The organism is Caproicibacterium argilliputei, from assembly GCF_029211325.2.
GTDB lineage: Bacteria > Bacillota > Clostridia > Oscillospirales > Acutalibacteraceae > Caproicibacterium > Caproicibacterium argilliputei.
Window position 1 is genome coordinate 1,215,420 of record NZ_CP135996.1, and the last position, 21,297, is coordinate 1,236,716.

Genomic DNA, 21,297 nt, shown 5'->3' on the forward strand with positions numbered 1-21,297 from the left:
GGGAAAGGGAGGCCGTACACATGAAAACCGTGTTTTTTGATACGCTCTGGTACTATGCAGTCGGGTTGCCTCTGTGTTTCCTTTTTGGTACGGTTCTTCTGCTGAAAGCGAAGCTGGGGCAGCTGTCCCTGCTCCATGGCGCCAGACAGCAAATTTGATTTTCGGGGCGTGGCCAATGCAGGTACACGGAAGACCGATTTTGCAACGCAGGGTACGGATAAACCGCTGTCCAAGCGGGTTTTTGCAAGGGTAAGCGGTGGCTTTTCGCAGGAGATTCGTGCGCAAATCAATGCCGGAGATCTGGATTTAAAAATTGCATAAGGGTGTTTCAAGAACGCCAGTACACTAACTTTAGCACTCTTTTTAAAAGAGTGCTAAAGTTCTATATCTGTACATTTTTTGGACATGATGTGTTCACAAACTCTGGATATACTAACTCCTGTACACCAAAGGAAAGCTTCCGCAGCGAAGCTGTTCCGGCGCCGTTTAGCGCTTTTGAAGCTGCTTCTTTTGAAGGAGTGAGATACCATGAATGCACAAAATTTCACACAAAAATCATTGGATGCCGTGCAGCGCGCGCAGAGTCTGGCGCTTTCGCATGACAATATGCAGATTGAGCAGGCGCACCTGCTCAGCGCACTGCTGACACAGGAAAACGGCCTGATTCCGCAGCTGCTGAAAAAGTTAAACGTGGACGCACAGGCGTTTCTGAACGCGGTGGACGGTGCGATTGAAAAAATTCCCGGCGTTTCCGGGCCGGGCCGCGAGCCGGGACAGATTTACATTTCCCATGATGTGGACACCGCACTGACCGAAGCGGAGTCTGCCGCCAAGCGGATGAGTGATGAGTATGTTTCCGTAGAACATCTGTTTATCGGCTTGCTGCGCAAGGCAGACGATACACTGAAAAAGCTGTTCCGTGACTTCGGCATTACCGAGAGTCGGTTTCTGGGGGTGCTTTCCAGTGTGCGCGGCAACACGCGTGTGACCAGCGACAGCCCGGAAGAAACCTACGACGCGCTTTCCAAGTATGCGACCGATCTGGTGCAGGCGGCACGTGAACAAAAGCTTGACCCGGTCATCGGCCGCGACTCTGAAATCCGCGACACCATTCGGATTTTGTCCCGGAAAACCAAAAATAACCCGGTGCTCATTGGCGAACCGGGTGTCGGCAAAACCGCCATTGCGGAAGGGCTTGCGCAGCGAATCGTGCGAGGCGATGTGCCGAACAACCTCAAAGACCACAAGTTGTATTCGCTTGACATGGGCGCATTGGTGGCTGGCGCAAAGTACCGCGGCGAGTTTGAGGAACGTTTTAAGGCAGTGCTCAACGAAGTGAAAAAGTCAGAAGGCCGCGTCATTTTGTTTATCGATGAGTTGCACACTATTGTCGGCGCGGGAAAAACAGAGGGCAGCATGGACGCCGGCAATCTGCTCAAGCCCATGCTGGCGCGTGGCGAGCTGCACTGCATCGGCGCAACCACCCTTAATGAATATCACCAGTACATCGAAAAGGATGCCGCCTTGGAACGCCGCTTTCAGCCGGTGATGGTGGATGAGCCGAGCGTGGAAGACACGGTGTCTATCCTGCGCGGCTTAAAAGAACGGTATGAGGTGTTCCATGGTGTTAAGATTACCGACCAGGCACTGATTGCCGCCGCAACGCTTTCCAATCGGTACATTTCCGACCGCTTTCTGCCGGACAAAGCGATTGACCTGGTAGATGAGGCTTGCGCCACTGTCCGTACGGAAATTGACTCTATGCCGAGCGAACTGGATGATGTGTCGCGTAAAATCATGCAGTTGGAAATCGAAGAGGCTGCGCTGAAAAAAGAGGACGACCGCCTCAGCCAGCAGCATCTGGTGGATTTGCAGAAAGAACTGGCGGAGCTGCGCGAACGTTTCAAGGAAATGAAGGCGCAGTGGGAAAACGAAAAGCAGGATATTGAGGCCGTACAGAAGCTTCGCTCAGATATAGAACACTGCAACGCGGAAATCGAGCAGGCACAGCGTGATTATGACCTGAACAAAGCAGCGGAACTCAAGTACGGCAAACTGCCGCAGATGCAGAAAGCGCTGGAGGAAGCGGAGCAGCAGGCGGAGAAAAACGACCATCAGCTGCTGCGCGACCGTGTGGATGAGGAAGAAGTGGCACGCATTGTCGGGCGCTGGACGGGCATTCCGGTCAGCCGCTTGATGGAGGGCGAACGCGGCAAACTGCTGCGTCTGCCGGAAACGCTGCATCAGCGTGTGATTGGGCAGGACGAAGCGGTGCAGAAAGTCAGCGAAGCCATTCTGCGTTCGCGCGCGGGCATTCAGGACCCGAACCGTCCCATCGGTTCGTTCCTGTTCCTCGGCCCGACCGGCGTGGGTAAAACCGAACTGGCAAAAGCGCTTGCGCAGACGCTGTTTGACGATGAGCGCAGCATGGTGCGGATTGATATGTCGGAATATATGGAGAAGTACAGTGTATCGCGCTTAATCGGTGCGCCTCCGGGGTATGTCGGGTACGAAGAGGGCGGCCAGCTGACCGAAGCGGTTCGCCGCAAGCCCTACAGTGTGGTGCTGTTTGACGAAGTCGAAAAGGCGCATCCGGATGTGTTTAATATTCTGCTGCAGGTGCTGGATGACGGCCGCATTACCGACAGTCAGGGGCGCACGGTGGATTTTAAAAACACGATTCTGATTTTGACCTCCAACTTAGGTTCGCAGCAGATTCTGGAGGGGATTCAGCCGGATGGTACCATCAGCGAGGAAGCCCGCAAGCAGGTGCAGGCGCAGCTGCGTGTGCAGTTCCGTCCGGAGTTTCTGAACCGTTTGGATGAAATTGTATTCTATAAGCCGCTTGGGAAAGCTGAGATTAACCAAATTGTCGACCTGCAGATTGCGTCTTTGCGCCGCAGGCTGGCAGACCGCGAGCTGGATGTGGGGCTGACCGATGCCGCCCGTGCCTATGTGGTGGAGCAGGGTTACGACCCGGTGTACGGCGCGCGTCCGCTGAAACGTTTTCTGCAGTCGAAAGTGGAAACTCTGATTGCAAAAAAAATGATTGCGGGCGACCTTGCGCCGCGCTCAACCATTCGCATTGATTATGACGGCAAGCAGTTGACAGCAGGCACAGTTTATAACGCGGAAGTGTAACAGCAGAAGACGGGAAGCAGAATCGGCTTGCTTCCCGTCTTTTTCTTTACAGAATCTTTATTGACAAAATCTGAAAATCAGGTATGCTTTTAATAAGACACTGATTATCGCACAGAATGCGGAACTGGAGGCCAGGAGAAGGCGGATGGATGCAATATTTACGGAAAGACTGACTAAGTCGTTTGACGGCAGGGCAAATGCACTGGATACACTGAGCATAACCGTTCCCGAGGGGGCGGCGTTTGCGCTGCTTGGTGGGAACGGTGCAGGAAAGACCACAGCGGTCAAACTACTGGCAGGGCTGCTGACACCGACAAGCGGTTACAGCGAAATTTTAGGGGTTAACCCTATGAAAAAGTCAGCGCGCCTGCACAAGGTGTGCGGTGTGGTCACGCCGTCAGCCCGGATGTATGCCTGTATGACCGGGCAGGAAAATCTGGCGTTTTTCGGCGAAGCGGCGGGCATGAAAAATACGGACGCGCAGACCCGCACAGCGGAACTGATGAAAGAGCTTGGCATCTGGCAGGCGCGGGATCTGCCGGTCAGCGAATTTCCCACTGGCATGCTGCAGCGCCTTTCTTTGGCAAGGGCGCTTATGACGCACCCCAGGGTGTTGCTGCTGGACGAACCGACGGTGGGGTTGGACACAGAGGGTGCAGAGGCCATGGTCGGCGTGATTTCCGGTTTGGTCAAAAAAGAGGGCGTCACGGTTTTCCTCTGCACGCACCACTTTCTGTATGCCCAGCAACTTTGCACCGAATACGGAATTTTGAGCAAGGGCAGTCTGATTGCCGGCGGTACGCTGGAGGTACTGTGCCGCAAAGCGGGCTGCCGAATCCGCGCCGGGTTCCGTCTGCCGCCGCAGGATGCCTTGGGCGGCTTTACGCAGGGTGCCGACGATTTTTGGGAAAAGGAAATTGAGCAGGAGGAGGAGATGCCGGAATTGCTGCGGCGCGCCGTGGCAGAGGGGCACGATATCTATGAAGCCAGACTGTGCAGGCCTACGCTGGCGGATGCATACATGGCACTGTTGGGAAAGGAGAGATCATTGTGAAACTGCCGAAATTCCTGCGCCGCCTGCTGAATGGGCGCCAGATGGTCTTGATTAAGAAAGATTTTCGGGAAATGTGGTACAATCCTGTGGTGCGTTCCATGCTGGTCGTTGTACCGCTTGTGTTTGTGGTGCTGCTTCCCATTTTGTTTATGGTGCTTGCCAACCTGCTGCCGGCTTCCAGTGTGTCCGGCATGGAGCAAATGCGCACTCTGCTTTCGGAAAAGCAGAGTTATATGAATGACCGGCAGTCCCTGTTTTACATTTATTCGGATTGCCTTGCGCCCATGCTGTACCTGATTGTGCCGCTGATGACCGCGTGCGTCACAGCAGCCAGCAGTTTTGTCGGGGAAAAAGAGCGCGGAACGATTGAAACGCTTTTTCTGACACCGCTGACTACCAGAGAGATTTTTAACTCGAAAGTGCTGGGATGTGTGGGCCTTTCCGCTTTGGTGTCCCTGCTTTCCTTTGTTTTGTATGCCATCGTCATGTCCATTGGCGATATTCTGCTGGGGGTAACGGCTTTTTTGGCAGATCCCATCTGGCTGCCCATGGTGTTTTTGCTTTCGCCGGCACTGATTTTGTTTGGGGTGCTGTTTATGGTGCTGGTGTCGGGGCGCAGCCACAGCTTTATGGAATCGGTACAGATTTGTGGCTATGTCCTGCTGCCACTGATTCTTTTGTATGTAGGGCAGTTTACGGGAACATTCCGCCTAACTGTGCTGCATTACCTGCTGCTTGGTCTGCTGATTGGTGCGGTGGACTGTGTTATCTGGAAAATCACCTCCGCGCATTTTACACCGGAAAAATTGCTGCGCTGACAAAAATGAACCGTTTTCGCATACCTGCGCTGTCACTCAGGTTGATTCCCATGCCGTTTTGTTCTATAATAAGATAGAATGATTTGGTATAAGGAAAAGAGGAGGTCTTTTTTTGGCGGCGGATTTGCATTGCCACACAAAAATGTCAGATGGCACATTAAGTATTGAGGAACTGGTGATGCTGGCGAAAAAGCGCGGACTGGACACCATTGCGGTAACGGACCATGATACTTTTGCCGGTGCCGGTCGGGCGGTGATTTACGGAAAAAGAAAGGGCGTTGAGGTGATTCCGGGCGCGGAATTTTCCACTACAGACGGTAAAACGGGGCGCAAAGCGCATATTCTCTGCTACTGCTGTCCGCACCCCGACAGACTGCTGGGGCTGTGCCACAGCATTGCGGAAACACGAAAGCGTGCAACATTGGTCATGCTGCAGAAGGTCTTGCGGCTGTACCGCCTGCCGGTAGAGATGATTACCCACCGGGCACAGGGGAGCACCAATATTTACAAGCAGCACATCATGCACGCACTGATGGATGCCGGTTATGCAGATTCCATTTACGGGGATTTGTATGACCGGCTATTTTCCCCACACGAAGGAGTCGCCTATGTACCGGTGAAGTATCCGGAAACACGGGATGTTATTCGCCAGATTCACGAGGCGGGCGGTCTGGCGGTTTTGGCACATCCGGCGGAGTATGACAGCTACGATCTTTTGCTGGAGTTGTGCTCGTCCCGCTTGATTGATGGCATCGAGGTTTCCCATCCGCGCAGTGTGCCGGAAGATGAAAAATGTTTCTGCGCGCTTGCAAAGCAGTACGGGCTGATTATGACCGGCGGCTCGGACTTTCACGGGATGTATTCCCAGCAGATGAAGCCGCTTGGCAGTTGTACAACGGACGAGGCACAGCTGAGTCTTATGAAACGTATGGCGCAAAGCGCTTAAACATAGTTTGCGTTTGGAGGGATTGACCATGGAAGAATATCGTTACAAGACAAAGGGAACCTGCTCCCGCGAAATTCGCCTGCAGTTGGACGGCGATGTGGTTCAGAATGTTCAGGTTATCGGCGGCTGCGACGGCAACCTAAAGGGCATCAGCGCCCTGGTAAAGGGCATGAAGGCAGACGAAGTGATTCGCAGATGCAGCGGGATTCGCTGCGGCAGTAAGTCGACTTCCTGCCCGGATCAGTTGGCGCAGGCACTGCGGGAAGCCCTGCACCGGTAAACAGCAGGACAATGGAAGGGCTGCGGGTGTTCCCGCAGCCCTTCCATCTATGAAGCCTTATTTACAGACTGTTTTTTAGCATCCGCAGCCATTGTTGCATCCGCAGCCGTCGCAGCTGCTGTTGTTGCCCCAACCACCGCAGCAGCAAAGGATGAGGATGATAATCAGGATGATCCAGCAGCCGCTGCTGTTGCCACAACCATTGTTACACATATTGAAATGCCTCCTTGTTTGTTGTTACAGTCCAGTATATTGCAGAAAGTCCAAATGTGTGAGAAACTTTTTTCAAAAGGATTAAACGGCTGCTTTTTCACAACTATTTCATAAACCTGTGGTATTCTGAAACTGCGGGATGGCAGCGTGCTTTGCGCTGCTGTTCAGTTTATGCCGGAAAGGACGGATTCGTATGATATGCCAGTCCTGCGGGGAAAATCCCGCAACGATGAAGATAAAAACAATTGTAAACGGCCGCCTCACAGAGTATGCTCTTTGTGCGGCCTGTGCGCACCGGCTGGGTTACACCACGCTGCTCAGCGGGCTGGACCGCGGCTTTGGCAGCGTTTTCAGTGACTTCCTCGGAGAGGAGCAGTCGGAGCCGGAAGGCGAGCGCTGCCCCCAGTGCGGCGCGACCTTTGAGGAAATCGCGCGGACAAATAGGGTGGGCTGCGCCCGCTGCTATGAAACATTTGCCGACCGGCTGCTGCCCATTGTGCAGCGGCTGTATGGCAGCGATATTCACTGCGGCAAAACACCGGGAGAAAACCTGCCCCAACCCCAGCCGCAAAGCCAGCTGGTTTTGATGCAGGAGGTGCTGCGTCAGGCTGTTGAGCAGGAAAAGGAAGAACGGCAGACACTGCTTTTGCAGGAGAGCCTGCGCCGTTTGGGAGGAGGTTCTTCGGATGAGCCATAAATGGTACGAAAGCACCGGACCGGACAGCGACGTGGTGCTTGGTTCCTGTGTTTGCATGATGCGCAATCTGGCAGATTTGCCATTCCCAGCGCGAATGTCGCGCTCTGACAAAGAGCGCAGCCGTCTGCGCGTTGAAAAGGCGCTGTGCGGGGTGCCCAATGCCGCTGGTGCTTTTCTGTGTGCGGATCTGGAGGATTTAGGCGAAACAGCGCGGGTTTCCTTTGTAGAGCGGCAACTCTGCACACCGGAGTTTATTGCGAAACCAGCGGGGCGCACACTGTTTTATACAGCAGATGAGCATGTGAGCATTATGGTGAATGGTGCCGACCATGTGCGCCTGCAGCTTGTCCTGCCGGGGTGCCAGCCCGGCAGCGCGCTGTCCGCGGCGGACACGCTCGACACCATGCTGGACCGTGTGCTTCGCTATGCATTTCATGGGGATATCGGCTATTTGACACAAAGTCTGACGGACTTGGGCACCGGCATGGTGCCCGCTTTGCTGCTGCATTTGCCCGCGCTGCAGCAGGGAGGAGCTGTGGAACGGCTTTCCAGCGACGTTGCGCAGCTTGGTTTTTCCCTGCGTGGCGTGTTCGATGGTGCAGTGGAGACTGCCGGTGCTGTGTTTGAATTGGCAAATCGCATTACGCTGGGCATCAGCGAAAAAAACGCGGTCGAAAATCTGCAGTCTATCGGCAGCCAACTGATTGAGCGGGAGCGGCGCGCGCGGACGGAACTGCTGGCAACGGTCGAAGCACAGGATGCGGTTTCGCGCGGGCTTGCGGTGATGGTTGGTGCTCGTATGCTGGAGTTCGGCGAATTTCTGCACCTTTATGCCAATGTGCGCATGGGGCTGTGTGCCGGCTTGGTTCATGGTCTGCGGCCGGAGCAGATGGATACGCTGCTGTTCGCCGTGCAGCCTGCCACAATGGTGCTGCGCGCAGGCAAGGCGCTGGACCCGCAGCAGCGCCAGACACGCCGCGCGCAGCTGGTCAGCGGTGCGCTTTCGGCTGCGCAGCGGCTCTAGTTTTCCTCTTTTGTAAAAACGGTTTCGATGATTTTGCTGCTCTCGGGCGGCGAGTACAGGAAGTGATCCATGTGGTCGCCGGTAAAGTAGTAGTGCGGTGGTTCTGGTTTGCTTTTTAAGTCAAAGGTATCGATAATGACTAATTTGACTTTCATGCGCGCCGGCAGAATGCTTTTGATGTAAACACTCGCCTGCTGGCCAGTCGTCACGCTTTCGCGGCATTCGGCAAGTCCCGCGAGGTTTGGGGTAAGCTCCACAAAAATGCCGTAAGGTTCAATGCTGCGCACAATGCCGCCAACGGTTTCACCACTGTGAAAATGCGCGGCGTTTTCTTCCCAGGTGCCCAGCAGTTCCCGCTGACTTAGCGTGATGCGCCGCCCTTCAATGCTGCGTACAACTGCGCGGATGTCCATACCGGTGGTGAAGCGCTGCCGTGGGTGCTCTATGCGCGAAACACTGATGGCATCAATCGGCATCAGAGCCACAATGCCGCAGCCGATGTCGACAAACGCGCCGAAAGGCTCCAGATGGGTGATACGTGCGTCCAGCACATCCCCCGGAATCAGCTTGCTCAAGTAGTCCCGCCAACAGGCTTCCTGTGCGGCGCGGCGGGAAAGCAGTGCGGTGGTGTGCCCGTTTTCTTCTGAAAATCCGGTTATGTAAAAGCAGACCGGCCGGTTAACGCGGGAAAGCAGCGCGATGTCGCGCACAGTGCCTTCGCGGATTCCCATGGCACCCTCTTCCCGGGGAATGATGCCCTGCATACAGCCGAGATTCACCACCAGATTGTGCTCGCTGTCACACAGAATTGCACGGCTTTCTAAAATTTGACCGGCTCGCGCCGCCTGTGCCAGCGCTGCGGGGGTTCGCAGTGCCGCGCGGTTTTCCGCTTGCTCCAGCCGCCAGCCCTCGGGTTCATATCCAAACATTTGACTACCTCCTTTTTGCCGATACTTTTTACTTATATGCAGCAGAAAGTCTGCGAATACCGATGGACAGGACTTGCATTACCGGAAAGAATTCTGTACAATAAATTTTATCTGTGTTTCGTTTGCAGAAAACGGTTCTGCTTCCGCAGAATCATGAAAGAAGGATGCGTTAAAAAAGATGCAGTTAAAAAAGAGATTGACAGCCGCCGCGCTGGCTTTGGCAGTTGCGCTGGCTGTTGCGGGCTGCGGCTCGTCTGCCGGCGGTGCTTCGTCTGCGGCAGATACGGACAGCCAGGCAGCAAGCAGTGCGGCTTCCGCACAGTCGGCGGCGTCCGGCAGCGATACTTCCTCCGAGTCCGCTGTTCGGCCGGATGACGGAAAGAAACTGGGCTATCAGCTGGAAAAACCTGCGGTAGGAGAAGAAGTTGCGGTTCTGCAGACCAGTCTGGGCACCATCAAGGTACGTCTGTTTCCGGAGGCTGCGCCGAAAACCGTGGAGAATTTTAAAGGGTTGATTAAAAAAGGATATTACAACGGTGTGACCTTTCACCGTGTCATTAAGGATTTTATGATTCAGTCCGGCGACCCCACCGCTACCGGCAGCGGCGGTGACAGCATTTGGAACGAAAATTTTTCCGATGAGTTTAATGCCAATTTGGTCAATCTGCGTGGTTCCCTTGCCATGGCAAACAGTGGGTACAACACAAACGGCAGCCAGTTCTTTATTAACCAGGCGCCCAAAGTTGAAAGTACCCGCTGGGATCAGGTTGCAAGTATGTACAAACAGCTGGAGTCTTATGATAAGAGCGAGTGGTCACAGTTTGCAAACAGTTCGCAGTATTACTCGATTCTGGACCCAAACAAACTGACCGATGCTTACAAAGCCCTTTACGAAAAACAGGGCGGAAACCCGAATTTGGACGGTGCCTACAATGCCTTTACACCGCCGCGCGGTCACTCTGTGTTCGGTCAGGTTTACGAAGGGTTGGACATTGTGGACAAAATTGCAGCAGTGAAAGTAGACAGTGCAGACAAGCCGCTTTCTACGGTAAAAATTGTCAAAGCAACACTTGAAAAATATGCGGGATAATGGTATGCTGTGTTTGGAATACGGAAATACTGAAAGCGGAAGGGAAGGATCATAAATGGCGGAATTAATTCATGCAGATGAAGCTGTGTTTGACAAAACGCTGAAAGAGAACAAGGTTGTCCTTTGCGATTTTTGGGCAACCTGGTGCGGTCCCTGCAAAATGCTTGGGCCGGTCATCGAACAGCTTGCGCAGGAGTACGATGGGCGTGTGGCGGTTATGAAAGTGGATGTGGACAAAAACCAGGATCTTGCGGCGAAATTTGCCGTAATGAGCATCCCAACAGTTTTTGTTTTCCGTGACGGCAGTCCGGTGGACAGCAAGGTTGGCGCTATGCCGGTTGATGACTACCGTAAAATGTTGGATGCGGTTTTATAACGTAGAAAATACAGAAAGATGCCCGCGACAGAGCAAAACTTTGGCGCGGGCATCTTTCTGTAGCAGCGGCTTTTCCTTGACAAGCATCTAGATGAAGTGCTATCATTAAAACAATTGTTTTTTGTCGGGAGCAGGCAAAAAAGAGAGAAATCTTATGCGTATGGAGGATGTTATGGCAGCAAAATATATCTTTGTCACAGGCGGTGTCGTTTCAGGATTGGGAAAGGGAATTACAGCTGCTTCCCTTGGCCGTTTACTGAAAGCGCGCGGTCTGCGTGTTACCATGCAGAAATTTGACCCTTACCTGAATGTGGACCCAGGTACCATGAATCCGTTTCAGCATGGTGAAGTTTTCGTGACGGATGACGGCGCGGAAACTGATTTGGATTTGGGGCACTACGAGCGGTTTATTGACGAAAGCCTGACGCAGAACAGCAATGTTACCTCCGGACGTATTTACTACAACGTGATTCAGAAAGAGCGCAACGGTGACTACGGCGGGGGCACCGTACAGGTTATTCCGCACATCACCAACGAAATTAAGGAGCGCATTTCTGCCGCGCGGGACAACGTTGATGTGGCAATCATCGAAGTTGGCGGTACTGTCGGCGATATCGAAAGTCAGCCTTTTTTGGAGGCCATTCGCCAGTTTGCAACCGAAGAGGGCCGCGAAAACTGTATGTTCATCCATGTTACGCTGGTTCCATATCTGAACTGTTCCCATGAGCATAAATCTAAACCAACGCAGCACAGCGTTAAGGAGCTGCTTTCTATCGGCATTCAGCCGGATGTGATTGTGCTGCGCTCCGAAAAGAAAATCGGCGAGGATATCAAAAAGAAAATCGCGCTGTTCTGCAATGTGCGTGAAGACTGCGTGATTGAGAACCTGGACTTGCCGCTTTTATATGAAGTTCCGCTTGCGCTGCGCGATGAAAAGCTAGACGAAATTGTCTGCCGTCGCCTGGCGCTGGATACGCGCGGGCCGGATCTTGCGGACTGGATCAGCATGGTGCACACGGCGCTTTCTATGACCGACAGTGTCAACATTGCTCTGGTTGGCAAGTATGTGGAACTGCATGATGCCTATCTCAGCGTTGCAGAAGCGCTCACGCATGGCGGGATTGGCAACAATGTCAAGGTCAATGTGCAGTGGATTGACTCCGAAAAAATCACGCCGGAGAATGTGGCGGATATTCTGAAAGACGCAGACGGTGTTTTGGTGCCGGGCGGCTTTGGCGAGCGCGGCATTGAGGGCATGATCACCGCGATTCATTGGGCGCGTGTCAATCGGGTGCCGCTGCTGGGCATCTGCTTGGGTATGCAGCTCTGCATTGTGGAGTACGCACGCAACGTGATGGGAATTGCGGACGCGAATTCGGCAGAGTTTGATCCACAGAGCAAAAATCATGTCATTGACCTGATGCCGGAGCAGAAGGACGTAGAGCAGTTGGGCGGCACCATGCGCCTGGGCAAATATCCGTGCAAGCTTACCTCCGGCACGCTGGCGTGGCGGCTTTACAACCAGGAGCCTCTGGTTTACGAGCGCCATCGTCACCGCTTTGAAGTTAACAACGAGTACCGCAGCCGTATGGAAGAAGCGGGTGTAACCTTCGCCGGCAAGAGCCCGGATGACCGCATTGTAGAGATGATGGAAGTAGACGCCAATCCGTTCTTTATCGGCAGCCAATTTCATCCAGAATTTAAGTCCCGCCCAAACCGCCCGCATCCGCTGTTTAAAGGTCTGGTGGGGGCAGCAAAGGCATATCAGGCAGAAAAAAAATGACGTGTCGGTTTTGACACAGAAAAAATCCAGCCGTTACGGGAGCTTCCCGAATCCGGCTGGATTTTTATATTTGCACTTTTTGGGGTTTTTGAGCTTCCGGTGCGTTGCTGATGCAGTAGCACAGCGTCAGCAGGCTGTCATTCAGATGTACGTTTTCTACAACCGCATTCGGATACTTCATGTTGATGTCGTAATGGCTGAAGTTCCAGTAGTTGTGAATCCCCAGTGGATAAAGCCGGTCAACCGTTGCTTCCACAGCAGTGCGCGGAATGCAGAGGACGGCCATTTCAGGCTTTTTCTCTTTGCAGAAATTTTCAAAGCAAGCGGTGTTCAAAACTTCCATTCCACGAATCACCGTACCGATTTTCTGCGGCGCGTCATCAAAAATACCGATTAGTTCAAATCCGAGCTGCTCAAAGTTCATGTGCGCGGCGATGGCGCGCCCCAGATTGCCGGCGCCGAACAGCACGGTGCGGTAGTTATGCTCTACCCCGAGGATATGGCCGATTTCTGCGGCAAGCTGCTCGACAATGTAGCCGTATCCCTGCTGACCGAAACCACCGAAGCAGTTTAAGTCCTGCCGAATTTGCGAAGCGGTCAAGCCCAGCTTTCCGGAAAGCTCCGTAGAGGAAATGCGGGTGACACCGTCGCGCTTCAGCTGATTCAGAAAGCGGTAGTACCGCGGCAGGCGTCGGATAACAGACATCGAAATATTTTCACGTTTGGGCATGAACAATCCTTCTTTCTGCGAAGCAGCGGCTGCTGCCCCAAAGGCCTGCGTCCGTATGCACGCAATTTTAAAATCAAATCACAGCAGCGGCTCCAGGCGCGCTGCAATTTCTTTCAGAAAGGTTTCCGTGTCGGCTTTGCGCTTGGTTGGCAGGCTGGAAAGCTGATAGAGGTCGCCCGTCATTACACCGTCGGCAATGGTCTGCAGCGCGGCTTTCTCCAACTTTTCACCAAACGCCTGCAGTCGGGGCAGTGCGTCCAGTTCTCCGCGCTTTTTCAGTGCACCGCTCCAGGCAAAGAGCGTGGCAATGCTGTTGGTGCTGGTTGGCTCGCCCTTGAGGTATTTATAGTAGTGACGCTGCACGGTGCCGTGTGCGGCTTCATATTCGTAAACACCGGCAGGGGAAACCAGAACGCTCGTCATCATGGCCAAACTGCCGAAGGCTGTTGCCACCATGTCGCTCATGACATCGCCGTCGTAGTTCTTGCACGCCCAGATGTAGCCACCCTCACTGCGGATGACACGCGCAACGGCATCATCAATCAGCGTGTAGAAGTACGTAATGCCGGCGTTTTTAAACTTTTCCTGATACTCCGTTTCAAAGATTTCCTGGAAAATATCCTTAAATCGATGGTCGTATTTTTTGGAGATGGTGTCTTTGGAGGAAAACCACAAATCCTGCTTGGTGGTCAATGCATAGTCGAAGCAGGCGTGCGCGAAAGAGGCGATGGAAGCATCCAGGTTGTGCTGCCCCTGCACGATGCCTGCGCCATCAAAGGTATGAATGGTCTGACGGGTTTCCCGACCGTCTTTGTCCGTTACGACCAGTTCTGCTTTTGCGCCGGCGAGTACGGTCATTTCCACGTTTTTATAGAGATCACCGTAAGCGTGGCGGGCAATCGTGATCGGCTTTTTCCAGCTTGGGAGGAACGGTGTAACTCCCTTTACCAGAATCGGCGCACGAAACACGGTGCCGTCCAGAATGGCGCGGATGGTTCCGTTCGGGCTTTTCCACATCTGGTGCAGGTTGTATTCTTTGACGCGGGCGGCGTTTGGCGTAATGGTTGCGCATTTAACGCCAACGCCGTATTTTTTGGTTGCCTGCGCAGCTTCCACAGTTACCTTGTCCGCAGTTTCGTCGCGGTGCTTAAGCCCTAGGTCGTAGTATTCCGTTTTCAGGTCAACATAAGGCTCCAACAGAATTTCCTTGATCATTTTCCAGAGGATGCGGGTCATTTCGTCGCCGTCCATTTCGACCAGCGGCGTTTTCATTTGTATTTTATCCATTTAAGGGTACCTCCATGAATCAAAATTGCCGAAGTTTAAGAAATTGGAAATTCGAGCAGACCAAGCAGCAACAGATGGACGGGATAAAAAATGTAAAAAGCCCATTTGTTCAGCCGCGGATGTGTCTCGCCGCCGCGCCTGCCGTTGTACAGGGCGAGTGGGAAAAGCGCCAGCAAAACGCACAGCTGCATGGCAAACAGCCGCATCGACCGCAGTTGGGAGAAAAATGCCGCACAGACTAGGGCGGAAAGAATAAATCCCAGTGCCTGCTTTTTAAAATCACCGCGGTAGATCCAGAATACCAGCGTGAACACCACGCCAAAAATCGGCCAGTCGCCCAAAAGCGTGGCGGCTATGCAGCCGGCAATCGCCAGAACGCGCAGCGCGGTGTTTTGAATCCGGTCATAGGAAAGAATTGCCAGCAGAGAAAAAAACAGCGTCCAGATCATTCCGGTTTCAGGCCGCAGTGTGCCGCTTTCAAAATAGGAATAGCAGGGCCACGACAGCAGTGCGAAAACGCCGAGCCGTAACAGGTACTTGCGCACATTGTGCGTGTAGTGATAGCCTTCTGCCAGAAAGAAGCACATACAGGGCGCCGTGATACGGCCGAAGGCGTGCAGGGCAAAGCCTGCCGCCGAAAGTGTCGGAACAAATGCCCATGCAATATGGTCAATCAACATACACGCAATGGCGAACCACTTGATGGCGCTGGCACTCAGCCCGCGCTGTGCAGGCGCTGAGAAAGTTTCTGTTTTCATCCGTTTTGCTGCTTGGTGTAGTTTAGCAGACCACCCGCCAAAACCATTTCGCGCTGCCGGTTTGTGAGCTGAGCCTTTGCCCGGAAAGTAAAGCCTTTGGTTTCATTCTTTACCGTAATCGGCTGTGCGTTTTCCAGTTCCGTGCGTACCTGCGGCAGGGAAAGGTCGTCCATTTCGTCAATGCGGTCGTAGTCGCTTTCTGCTTCAAATACAAGCGGTAGAATACCCGCGTTGGCCAGATTTGCACAGTGAATCCGCGCGAAGCTTTTTACCAGCACCGCCTGAATGCCCAGATACAGCGGCACCAGTGCGGCGTGCTCACGGGAGGAACCCTGCCCGTAGTTCTGTCCGCCGACGATGATTCCCTTACCGTATTCCTTTGCACGTGCCGGAAATTCCTTGTCACATACGGTGAAGCAGAAATTAGAGAGGTAGGGGATATTGCTGCGGTACGGCAAAATCTTGGCCCCTGCCGGCATAATGTGGTCCGTGGTGATATTGTCGCCAACTTTCAGCAGCGCCTTAGCGGAAATGGAGTCTGCCAGCGGCGTGGTGGTCGGAAACGGCTTGATGTTCGGGCCGCGCAGGATCTTGACATTTTTTGCGTCTTCCGGGGTGGCAGGTGCAATGACCATGTTGTCATTGATAAGGAAAGCGTTCGGCATGGGAATCGCAGCCTCATCGCCCAGGGTGCGCGGGTCGGTCAGCACACCTGTCAGTGCACTGGCTGCTGCGGTTTCCGGACTGACCAGGAAGATCTGACCGTCTGCCGTGCCGGAACGCCCCTCAAAGTTGCGGTTAAAAGTACGTAGGGAAATGCCGGCGCTGTTTGGGGACTGCCCCATGCCGATGCAGGGGCCGCAGGCACACTCCAGCACCCGCGCGCCCGCGCCGATGATGTCGCCCAGTGCGCCGTTTTTCGCCAGCATATTGTACACCTGCTTGCTGCCGGGGGCAATTGCCAGGCTGACGGTATCGGCGGCGGTTTTGCCTTTGAGAATGGATGCAACACGCATCATGTCCAGATAAGAGGAATTTGTACAGGAGCCGATGCAGACCTGGTCGATTTTCATACCGGTCAACTCCCGCACAGTTTTTACATTGTCTGGGCTGTGGGGGCAGGCCGCCATGGGTTCCAGTGCGGAAAGGTCAATGGTGATTTCCTCGTCATAAACAGCGTCCGCATCTGAGGAAAGGGGTTTCCAGTCCGCTTCGCGCCCCTGCGCCGCCAAAAACTGGCGTGTAACAGTATCGCTGGGGAAAATGCTGGTGGTTGCACCAAGCTCCGCGCCCATGTTGGTGATGGTTGCCCGCTCCGGAACTGTCAGCGAGGCAACGCCTTCGCCAGCGTACTCTACGATTTTGCCGACGCCGCCCTTGACTGTCAGCACCTGCAGAACTTTTAGAATCACATCCTTGGCGCTGACCCATGCGGGCAGCCGTCCGGTCAGGTTGACACGCAGCATTTTCGGCATATTGATGTGGTACGCGCCGCCGCCCATTGCCACGGCAACGTCCAGTCCGCCCGCGCCGATGGCGAGCATACCGATACCGCCGCCGGTCGGGGTGTGGCTGTCGGAACCGATTAAGGTTTTGCCCGGAATACCAAAGCGCTCCAGGTGCACCTGATGGCAGATGCCGTTGCCCGGGCGGGAAAACCAGATGCCGTGCTTTTTTGCAACACTTTGAATAAAGCGGTGGTCGTCCGCATTTTCAAAGCCGGTCTGCAGCGTGTTGTGGTCAATGTACGCGACACTTTTTTCGGTTTTTACGCGGTCAACGCCCATCGCTTCAAATTCCAGATACGCCATGGTGCCGGTGGCATCCTGTGTCAGTGTCTGGTCAATTTTCAGCCCGATGTCGCTGCCAACGGTCATCTCGCCGGAAACTAGGTGCTCCCGAATGATCTTCTGTGCAATGGTCAGTCCCATTTTTTGAAGTCCCCCTTTTATTTGCGCAGGCACTGCCCTTCGGCGCCACAGAAGCGGATGCAGTGCGGCAAAGTCGGCATGCCTGAAAAAGACGCTTTTATCTATTATCTATAAAAAATCATATTTTGTCAATCCGTTCACAAATGGAATGTGCAGGAGAAGCCTGTGAAAATTGCATGGAAAAACGGTTTTTGAAACTTGTACTGCCCTGCAGTTGGCGCCGTGCCCGCGGCTTTGCACAATTTTCTTGCGGCGCGGCCGTGCTTTTTCTTTCTTTTTATGGTATACTAAAATACATTCTAAAAGACAACTGCAGACGGTCAGAAAACTTTTATACATATTTTTTCACCTTCACGGCAGACTAATGCTGCAGGAGGTGGCAGTGTTGAGAACGTATAAAAATTATACATCCATGCAGGCACAGGATGAGCGGGAAACAGCGGATACAGATGCCGATGAGCCTTTTTCAGATGCCGGCACCATTGTGGCCGGCAGCGGGAACCACACCATTCATTGCCTGACGATTATCGGTCAGATTGAAGGGCACACGCTTCTGCCCAGTTCCAGTAAAACCACGAAGTACGAGCACGTTATTCCGCAGCTTGTGGAAATCGAGGAGGACGAAAAAACCGATGGCCTGCTGATTCTGCTTAACACAGTCGGCGGGGATGTGGAGGCCGGTCTGGCTCTGGCAGAACTGGTGGCCAGCATGACCAAGCCCACGGTCAGTCTGGTGCTGGGCGGCGGGCACAGCATCGGTGTGCCGCTTGCGGTGGCTGCCAAGCGCAGCTTTATTGTGCCCAGCGCAACCATGACCGTGCACCCGGTGCGCATGAACGGTCTGATGCTGGGTGTTCCCCAGACCATGGATTATTTTCAGCGGATGCAGGAGCGCATCACACAATTCGTGATATCAAACAGCCACATTTCGCAGGAGCGCTTTATGCAGCTCGCCATGAACACTAAGGAGTTGGTCATGGATGTCGGAACGGTGCTGGATGGGGAAGAAGCAGTGCGCGAAGGACTGATTGACTCCCTCGGTGGTTTGTCCGATGCAGTCAAATGCCTGTACGGCATGATTGACCGCTGCAGAAAGAAAGAGAAAAAGACGGAAAAACAGACGAAAGCAGCGAAAAAGTCTGCGAAAGCACACAAGTGATACGGCGCCTGGCGCCGTACATAAAACATCCGTCTTCTCCCCTTTTTTCCGCAGAATGTCTGCGGAAGTTTTGATAAGATTAAGAAAAGGATCAAAGAATTCTTTTTCCTGCGTTTTGCGGGGAGTTTATGAGAATGAGGAGCATCAAAATTGGCACAGAAGAAGACAGCACGTTCACAGAAAAACAGGCAGGCAGCGAAAAAGCCGCCGCAGAAACAAAAACAGAAATCGACAAGCCGCGCGGCGGCTCGCACACCGCGGCAGCCCCGCACGCCAAAACCGGAGCAGAAGCCGGTTAACCGCCGCACACCGGAAGCAGACCGCCAGCACCGCCAGACAGCCGCCATTCTGCTGTTTGCACTGGCACTTTTCCTGTTTTGCGTGGCGGTCATACCGGGTGTACATATCTGGCTGATGCTGCACCACTTGGTGCGCGGCCTTTTCGGTGTCTGTGCGCTGCTTTGGCCGGTGCTTTTGCTGTACATTGCGTTTTCTACGGCGTTTGAACGGCAGGGGGATGCCCTCAGCGCAAAGGTCTGGCTTTCAGCGGCCTCCATTGTGCTGCTGTGCGGTACTGTCACCGCATTCGGCACAACGGGGATTCCCGTGGATGAAACGTTCGGCGCACAGCTGCTGATACTGTTTGAATCCTGTAAAGACGGCGGCGGCGCTGGCTTAATCGGCGGTCTTATCGGCTTGCCGCTGACAGTCGGGCTGGGGCAGGCGGGCGCCTGCATTGTACTGTTGCTGCTGCTGTTTGTTTCTCTAATGCTGCTGACCGGAACCACCTTGGTACGGTTGTGGAATGGCCTGAAAAAGCCTGCTCAGGTGGTTGGACAGGCAGTGGATACCGTTCGGGAAAGCCGGGCGGAAACGGTGCAGCAGAAACACCACGACTGGGATATCGATATTCCGTTGGACGATGAGGGAATGCCGATGCATCCGGTAGTACAGCCACCGACTCCGGCAGCGGAAGCAGAAACGCAGGAGCCGGAGAAAGGTTCTCACTTTAAGGAGATGCTCGGCGGAAAAAGCGGAAGCGGGCGCGGCAGGTCGGTGCCGCCCTCTGCTGTGGTCGAAAAGGCGGTGCGCCGGGAGAAGAAACGCCCCGAAGAAGCGGCCGGCGGCAGTCCGGAACAGGCCGCAGCAAATTATATGGAACGTGTCAAGCAGCAGGAAAAGACACAGCAGCAGGCGGATTCTGCCGAGCAGGAAACCGCGCTTTCCGGCAGCCTGCAGCAGGCGCAGGACGGCGGCTACCATACGCCGCCGGTTTCCATGCTGGAGGCTGCCGCCATGCCGGATGCCTCGACCGTTCAGCAGGAACTGCAGGTAAATGGGCAGCAGTTGGTGCAGGTTCTGCACAGCTTCGGCGTTTCGACGAAGATTGTTGACATCAGCCGCGGCCCGTCTGTTACGCGCTATGAACTGCAGCCGGCGGCAGGCGTAAAAATCAGCAAAATCACCAATCTGGCAGACGACATTGCCATGAACTTAGCAGCCTCCGGTGTGCGTATTGAAGCGCCAATTCCGGGAAAGGCGGCAGTCGGCATCGAGGTGCCGAACAAGCAGAAAAGCATTGTCCGTATGCGCGACCTGATAGAATCCAATGCGTTTCTGACCGCGAAAAGCAAGCTGACCGTTTGCCTTGGCCGCGACATTGCCGGTGCGGCGAAAGTGGCGGATCTGGCGAAAATGCCCCATTTGCTCATCGCCGGTACCACCGGCTCCGGCAAGTCCGTGTGTCTGAATTCTTTCATTGTCAGTCTGCTTTACAAATCCGCGCCGGAAGACGTGCGGTTTTTAATGATTGATCCGAAGGTTGTGGAACTTTCCGTTTACAATGGCATTCCGCAGCTTCTGGTGCCAGTTGTGACTGACCCGCGCAAAGCGGCCGGTGCGCTTGGCTGGGCGGTTACGGAGATGCTCAAGCGTTACAAAATTTTTGCGGAGTACAACGTCCGCGACATCAAGTCTTACAATGCCATGGCGTCGCAGCACGGGTTTGTAACAGAGGACGGTCAGCCAATGGACCGTATGCCGCAGATTGTGATTTTTATCGAAGAACTGGCTGACCTGATGATGGCCGCGCCCAATGAAGTGGAGGACAGCATCTGCCGTCTGGCGCAGATGGCGCGTGCTGCCGGTATGCATCTGGTCATCGCAACGCAGCGGCCGAGTGTGGACGTTGTGACCGGCTTGATTAAGGCAAACATTCCCAGCCGAATTGCGCTTTCTGTTTCTTCGCAGGTGGACAGCCGCACCATTATTGACACCGGCGGCGCCGAAAAGCTGCTGGGCAACGGCGATATGCTGTTTTCGCCGGTGGGTGCACAGAAGCCGGTGCGTGTGCAGGGCGCGTTTGTGAGTGACGGTGAAATCGAAAGCATTGTGGAGTTCATTAAAAAGTCGCAGGAGCCGGGCTACGACCCCGCTATTGCAGAGGAAATCGAGAAAAACGCGGTTGCGGACAAAAAGGACACCGGCCCTGCACCGGAAGCAGATACCGACCCACTGCTGGAAGACGCGGTCAAGTGTGTGGTGGAGGCGGGACAGGCGTCAACCTCCCTGCTGCAGCGCCGCCTGCGGTTGGGTTACGCGCGCGCAGGCCGCATTGTCGACCAGATGGAGCAGCTTGGCATTGTCGGGCCGCATGAGGGCAGCAAGCCACGCCAGGTGCTGATGACCTACCAGCAGTGGTTGGAACGCAGCATGAACGCGCAGGCGCCCGCAGACTCGGAAGCGCCCGAAAAGGCCGTTTCAAACGAATAAACGAATAACGGAAGGATGAATCTGTATGAAAAAAGTGAGTATCGACCGCTTTGAGGGGACTTTGGCAATTTGTGAGGATGCAGACGGTAAGTTTTTCGGGATTGAAAGCGCCGAGCTGCCGCAGGGAGCCAAGGAGGGCACTGTCCTAAAAATTGATGATGCAGAGGGCACCCTTGCCATTGATGAGGAAGAAACCGCGCGCCGCCGCAAAAAAAATGCAAGACTGCAGAATGACGTTTTCGGCGGGAAATAAAAATCACACGCATAAGATTCCATTTTATTCCAATACTTCTGACAGATAAAAACGGA

20 protein-coding genes are annotated in these 21,297 nt (G+C 54.1%); 14 read left to right on the forward strand and 6 right to left on the reverse strand.

Annotated elements, in window-relative coordinates; translation table 11 throughout:
- Positions 1–20: 20 nt before the first annotated feature.
- The 6 genes from PXC00_RS05830 to PXC00_RS05855 all read left to right on the forward strand — a co-directional run bounded on the left by PXC00_RS05830 (position 21) and on the right by PXC00_RS05855 (position 6,239).
- Positions 21–158, forward strand: coding sequence for a hypothetical protein (locus PXC00_RS05830; protein ID WP_275845783.1), 138 nt, complete (start codon positions 21–23; stop codon positions 156–158).
- Between the two features lie 370 nt (positions 159–528).
- Positions 529–3,141: an ATP-dependent chaperone ClpB gene (clpB, locus tag PXC00_RS05835; RefSeq protein WP_275845785.1), complete on the forward strand. Its 2,613-nt coding sequence runs from the start codon at positions 529–531 to the stop codon at positions 3,139–3,141.
- A 145-nt stretch (positions 3,142–3,286) separates the two neighbouring features.
- Positions 3,287–4,195 carry an ABC transporter ATP-binding protein gene (locus PXC00_RS05840; protein WP_275845786.1) on the forward strand — a complete coding sequence of 303 codons (909 nt, stop codon included), beginning with the start codon at positions 3,287–3,289 and terminating at the stop codon, positions 4,193–4,195.
- Positions 4,192–5,013, forward strand: a complete 822-nt coding sequence (locus PXC00_RS05845) for an ABC transporter permease subunit (RefSeq protein ID WP_275845787.1) — start codon at positions 4,192–4,194, stop codon at positions 5,011–5,013. Before PXC00_RS05840 ends, PXC00_RS05845 begins: the two co-directional genes overlap by 4 nt.
- Before the next feature lie 112 nt (positions 5,014–5,125).
- Positions 5,126–5,959, forward strand: coding sequence for a PHP domain-containing protein (locus PXC00_RS05850; RefSeq protein ID WP_275845788.1), 834 nt, complete (start codon positions 5,126–5,128; stop codon positions 5,957–5,959).
- Between the two features lie 28 nt (positions 5,960–5,987).
- Entirely contained in the window at positions 5,988–6,239 is a 252-nt protein-coding gene (locus PXC00_RS05855) for a TIGR03905 family TSCPD domain-containing protein (protein WP_275845789.1), read from the forward strand.
- A gap of 75 nt (positions 6,240–6,314) precedes the next feature.
- Here the strand turns inward: PXC00_RS05855 and PXC00_RS05860 are convergent, their stop codons facing one another.
- Positions 6,315–6,452: a hypothetical protein gene (locus PXC00_RS05860; RefSeq protein WP_275845790.1), complete on the reverse strand. Its 138-nt coding sequence runs from the start codon at positions 6,450–6,452 to the stop codon at positions 6,315–6,317.
- Between the two features lie 229 nt (positions 6,453–6,681).
- Between PXC00_RS05860 and PXC00_RS05865 the strand changes: the two genes are divergently transcribed.
- Positions 6,682–7,149, forward strand: coding sequence for a hypothetical protein (locus PXC00_RS05865; RefSeq protein WP_275845791.1), 468 nt, complete (start codon positions 6,682–6,684; stop codon positions 7,147–7,149).
- On the forward strand, positions 7,139–8,173 hold the full coding sequence (locus tag PXC00_RS05870; protein ID WP_275845792.1) for an ATP--guanido phosphotransferase: 1,035 nt from the start codon (positions 7,139–7,141) through the stop codon (positions 8,171–8,173). The genes PXC00_RS05865 and PXC00_RS05870 overlap by 11 nt, the downstream gene beginning before the upstream one ends.
- Here the strand turns inward: PXC00_RS05870 and PXC00_RS05875 are convergent.
- On the reverse strand, positions 8,170–9,102 hold the full coding sequence (locus tag PXC00_RS05875; protein ID WP_275845793.1) for a S1 RNA-binding domain-containing protein: 933 nt from the start codon (positions 9,100–9,102) through the stop codon (positions 8,170–8,172). The two genes, PXC00_RS05870 and PXC00_RS05875, sit on opposite strands and share 4 nt — an antisense overlap.
- Before the next feature lie 178 nt (positions 9,103–9,280).
- On the opposite strand from PXC00_RS05875, the gene PXC00_RS05880 reads away from it, so the two are divergent.
- The 3 genes from PXC00_RS05880 (at position 9,281) to PXC00_RS05890 (ending at position 12,351) form a co-directional block, all read left to right on the forward strand.
- Positions 9,281–10,192: a peptidylprolyl isomerase gene (locus PXC00_RS05880; RefSeq protein WP_275845794.1), complete on the forward strand. Its 912-nt coding sequence runs from the start codon at positions 9,281–9,283 to the stop codon at positions 10,190–10,192.
- A 55-nt stretch (positions 10,193–10,247) separates the two neighbouring features.
- Entirely contained in the window at positions 10,248–10,568 is a 321-nt protein-coding gene (trxA, locus tag PXC00_RS05885) for a thioredoxin (protein WP_275845795.1), read from the forward strand.
- A gap of 172 nt (positions 10,569–10,740) precedes the next feature.
- A complete protein-coding gene (locus tag PXC00_RS05890; RefSeq protein WP_275845796.1) occupies positions 10,741–12,351 on the forward strand; it encodes a CTP synthase in 1,611 nt (536 codons plus the stop codon).
- A 64-nt stretch (positions 12,352–12,415) separates the two neighbouring features.
- Here PXC00_RS05890 and PXC00_RS05895 read toward each other — a convergent pair whose 3' ends face one another.
- The 4 genes from PXC00_RS05895 to PXC00_RS05910 form a co-directional block, all read right to left on the reverse strand.
- Positions 12,416–13,081, reverse strand: coding sequence for a redox-sensing transcriptional repressor Rex (locus PXC00_RS05895; protein ID WP_275845797.1), 666 nt, complete (start codon positions 13,079–13,081; stop codon positions 12,416–12,418).
- A gap of 78 nt (positions 13,082–13,159) precedes the next feature.
- A complete protein-coding gene (locus tag PXC00_RS05900; protein ID WP_275845798.1) occupies positions 13,160–14,368 on the reverse strand; it encodes an NADP-dependent isocitrate dehydrogenase in 1,209 nt (402 codons plus the stop codon).
- 35 nt (positions 14,369–14,403) lie between these two features.
- On the reverse strand, positions 14,404–15,126 hold the full coding sequence (locus PXC00_RS05905) for a TraX family protein (protein ID WP_275845799.1): 723 nt from the start codon (positions 15,124–15,126) through the stop codon (positions 14,404–14,406).
- Positions 15,123–17,057: an aconitate hydratase gene (locus PXC00_RS05910; RefSeq protein WP_275845800.1), complete on the reverse strand. Its 1,935-nt coding sequence runs from the start codon at positions 17,055–17,057 to the stop codon at positions 15,123–15,125. Before PXC00_RS05910 ends, PXC00_RS05905 begins: the two co-directional genes overlap by 4 nt.
- Positions 17,058–17,469: 412 nt before the next feature.
- On the opposite strand from PXC00_RS05910, the gene PXC00_RS05915 reads away from it, so the two are divergent.
- From PXC00_RS05915 to PXC00_RS05925, 3 genes are all read left to right on the forward strand, one after another.
- Complete coding sequence (locus tag PXC00_RS05915) at positions 17,470–18,216, forward strand: ClpP family protease (RefSeq protein WP_275845850.1); 747 nt, start codon at positions 17,470–17,472, stop codon at positions 18,214–18,216.
- A 150-nt stretch (positions 18,217–18,366) separates the two neighbouring features.
- A complete protein-coding gene (locus tag PXC00_RS05920; RefSeq protein WP_275845801.1) occupies positions 18,367–20,988 on the forward strand; it encodes a DNA translocase FtsK in 2,622 nt (873 codons plus the stop codon).
- Positions 20,989–21,013: 25 nt separating this feature from the next.
- The gene (locus PXC00_RS05925; protein ID WP_275845802.1) at positions 21,014–21,241 is read left to right on the forward strand and encodes a DUF3006 domain-containing protein; all 228 of its coding nucleotides are present in this window, start codon (positions 21,014–21,016) and stop codon (positions 21,239–21,241) included.
- Positions 21,242–21,297: the final 56 nt, after the last annotated feature.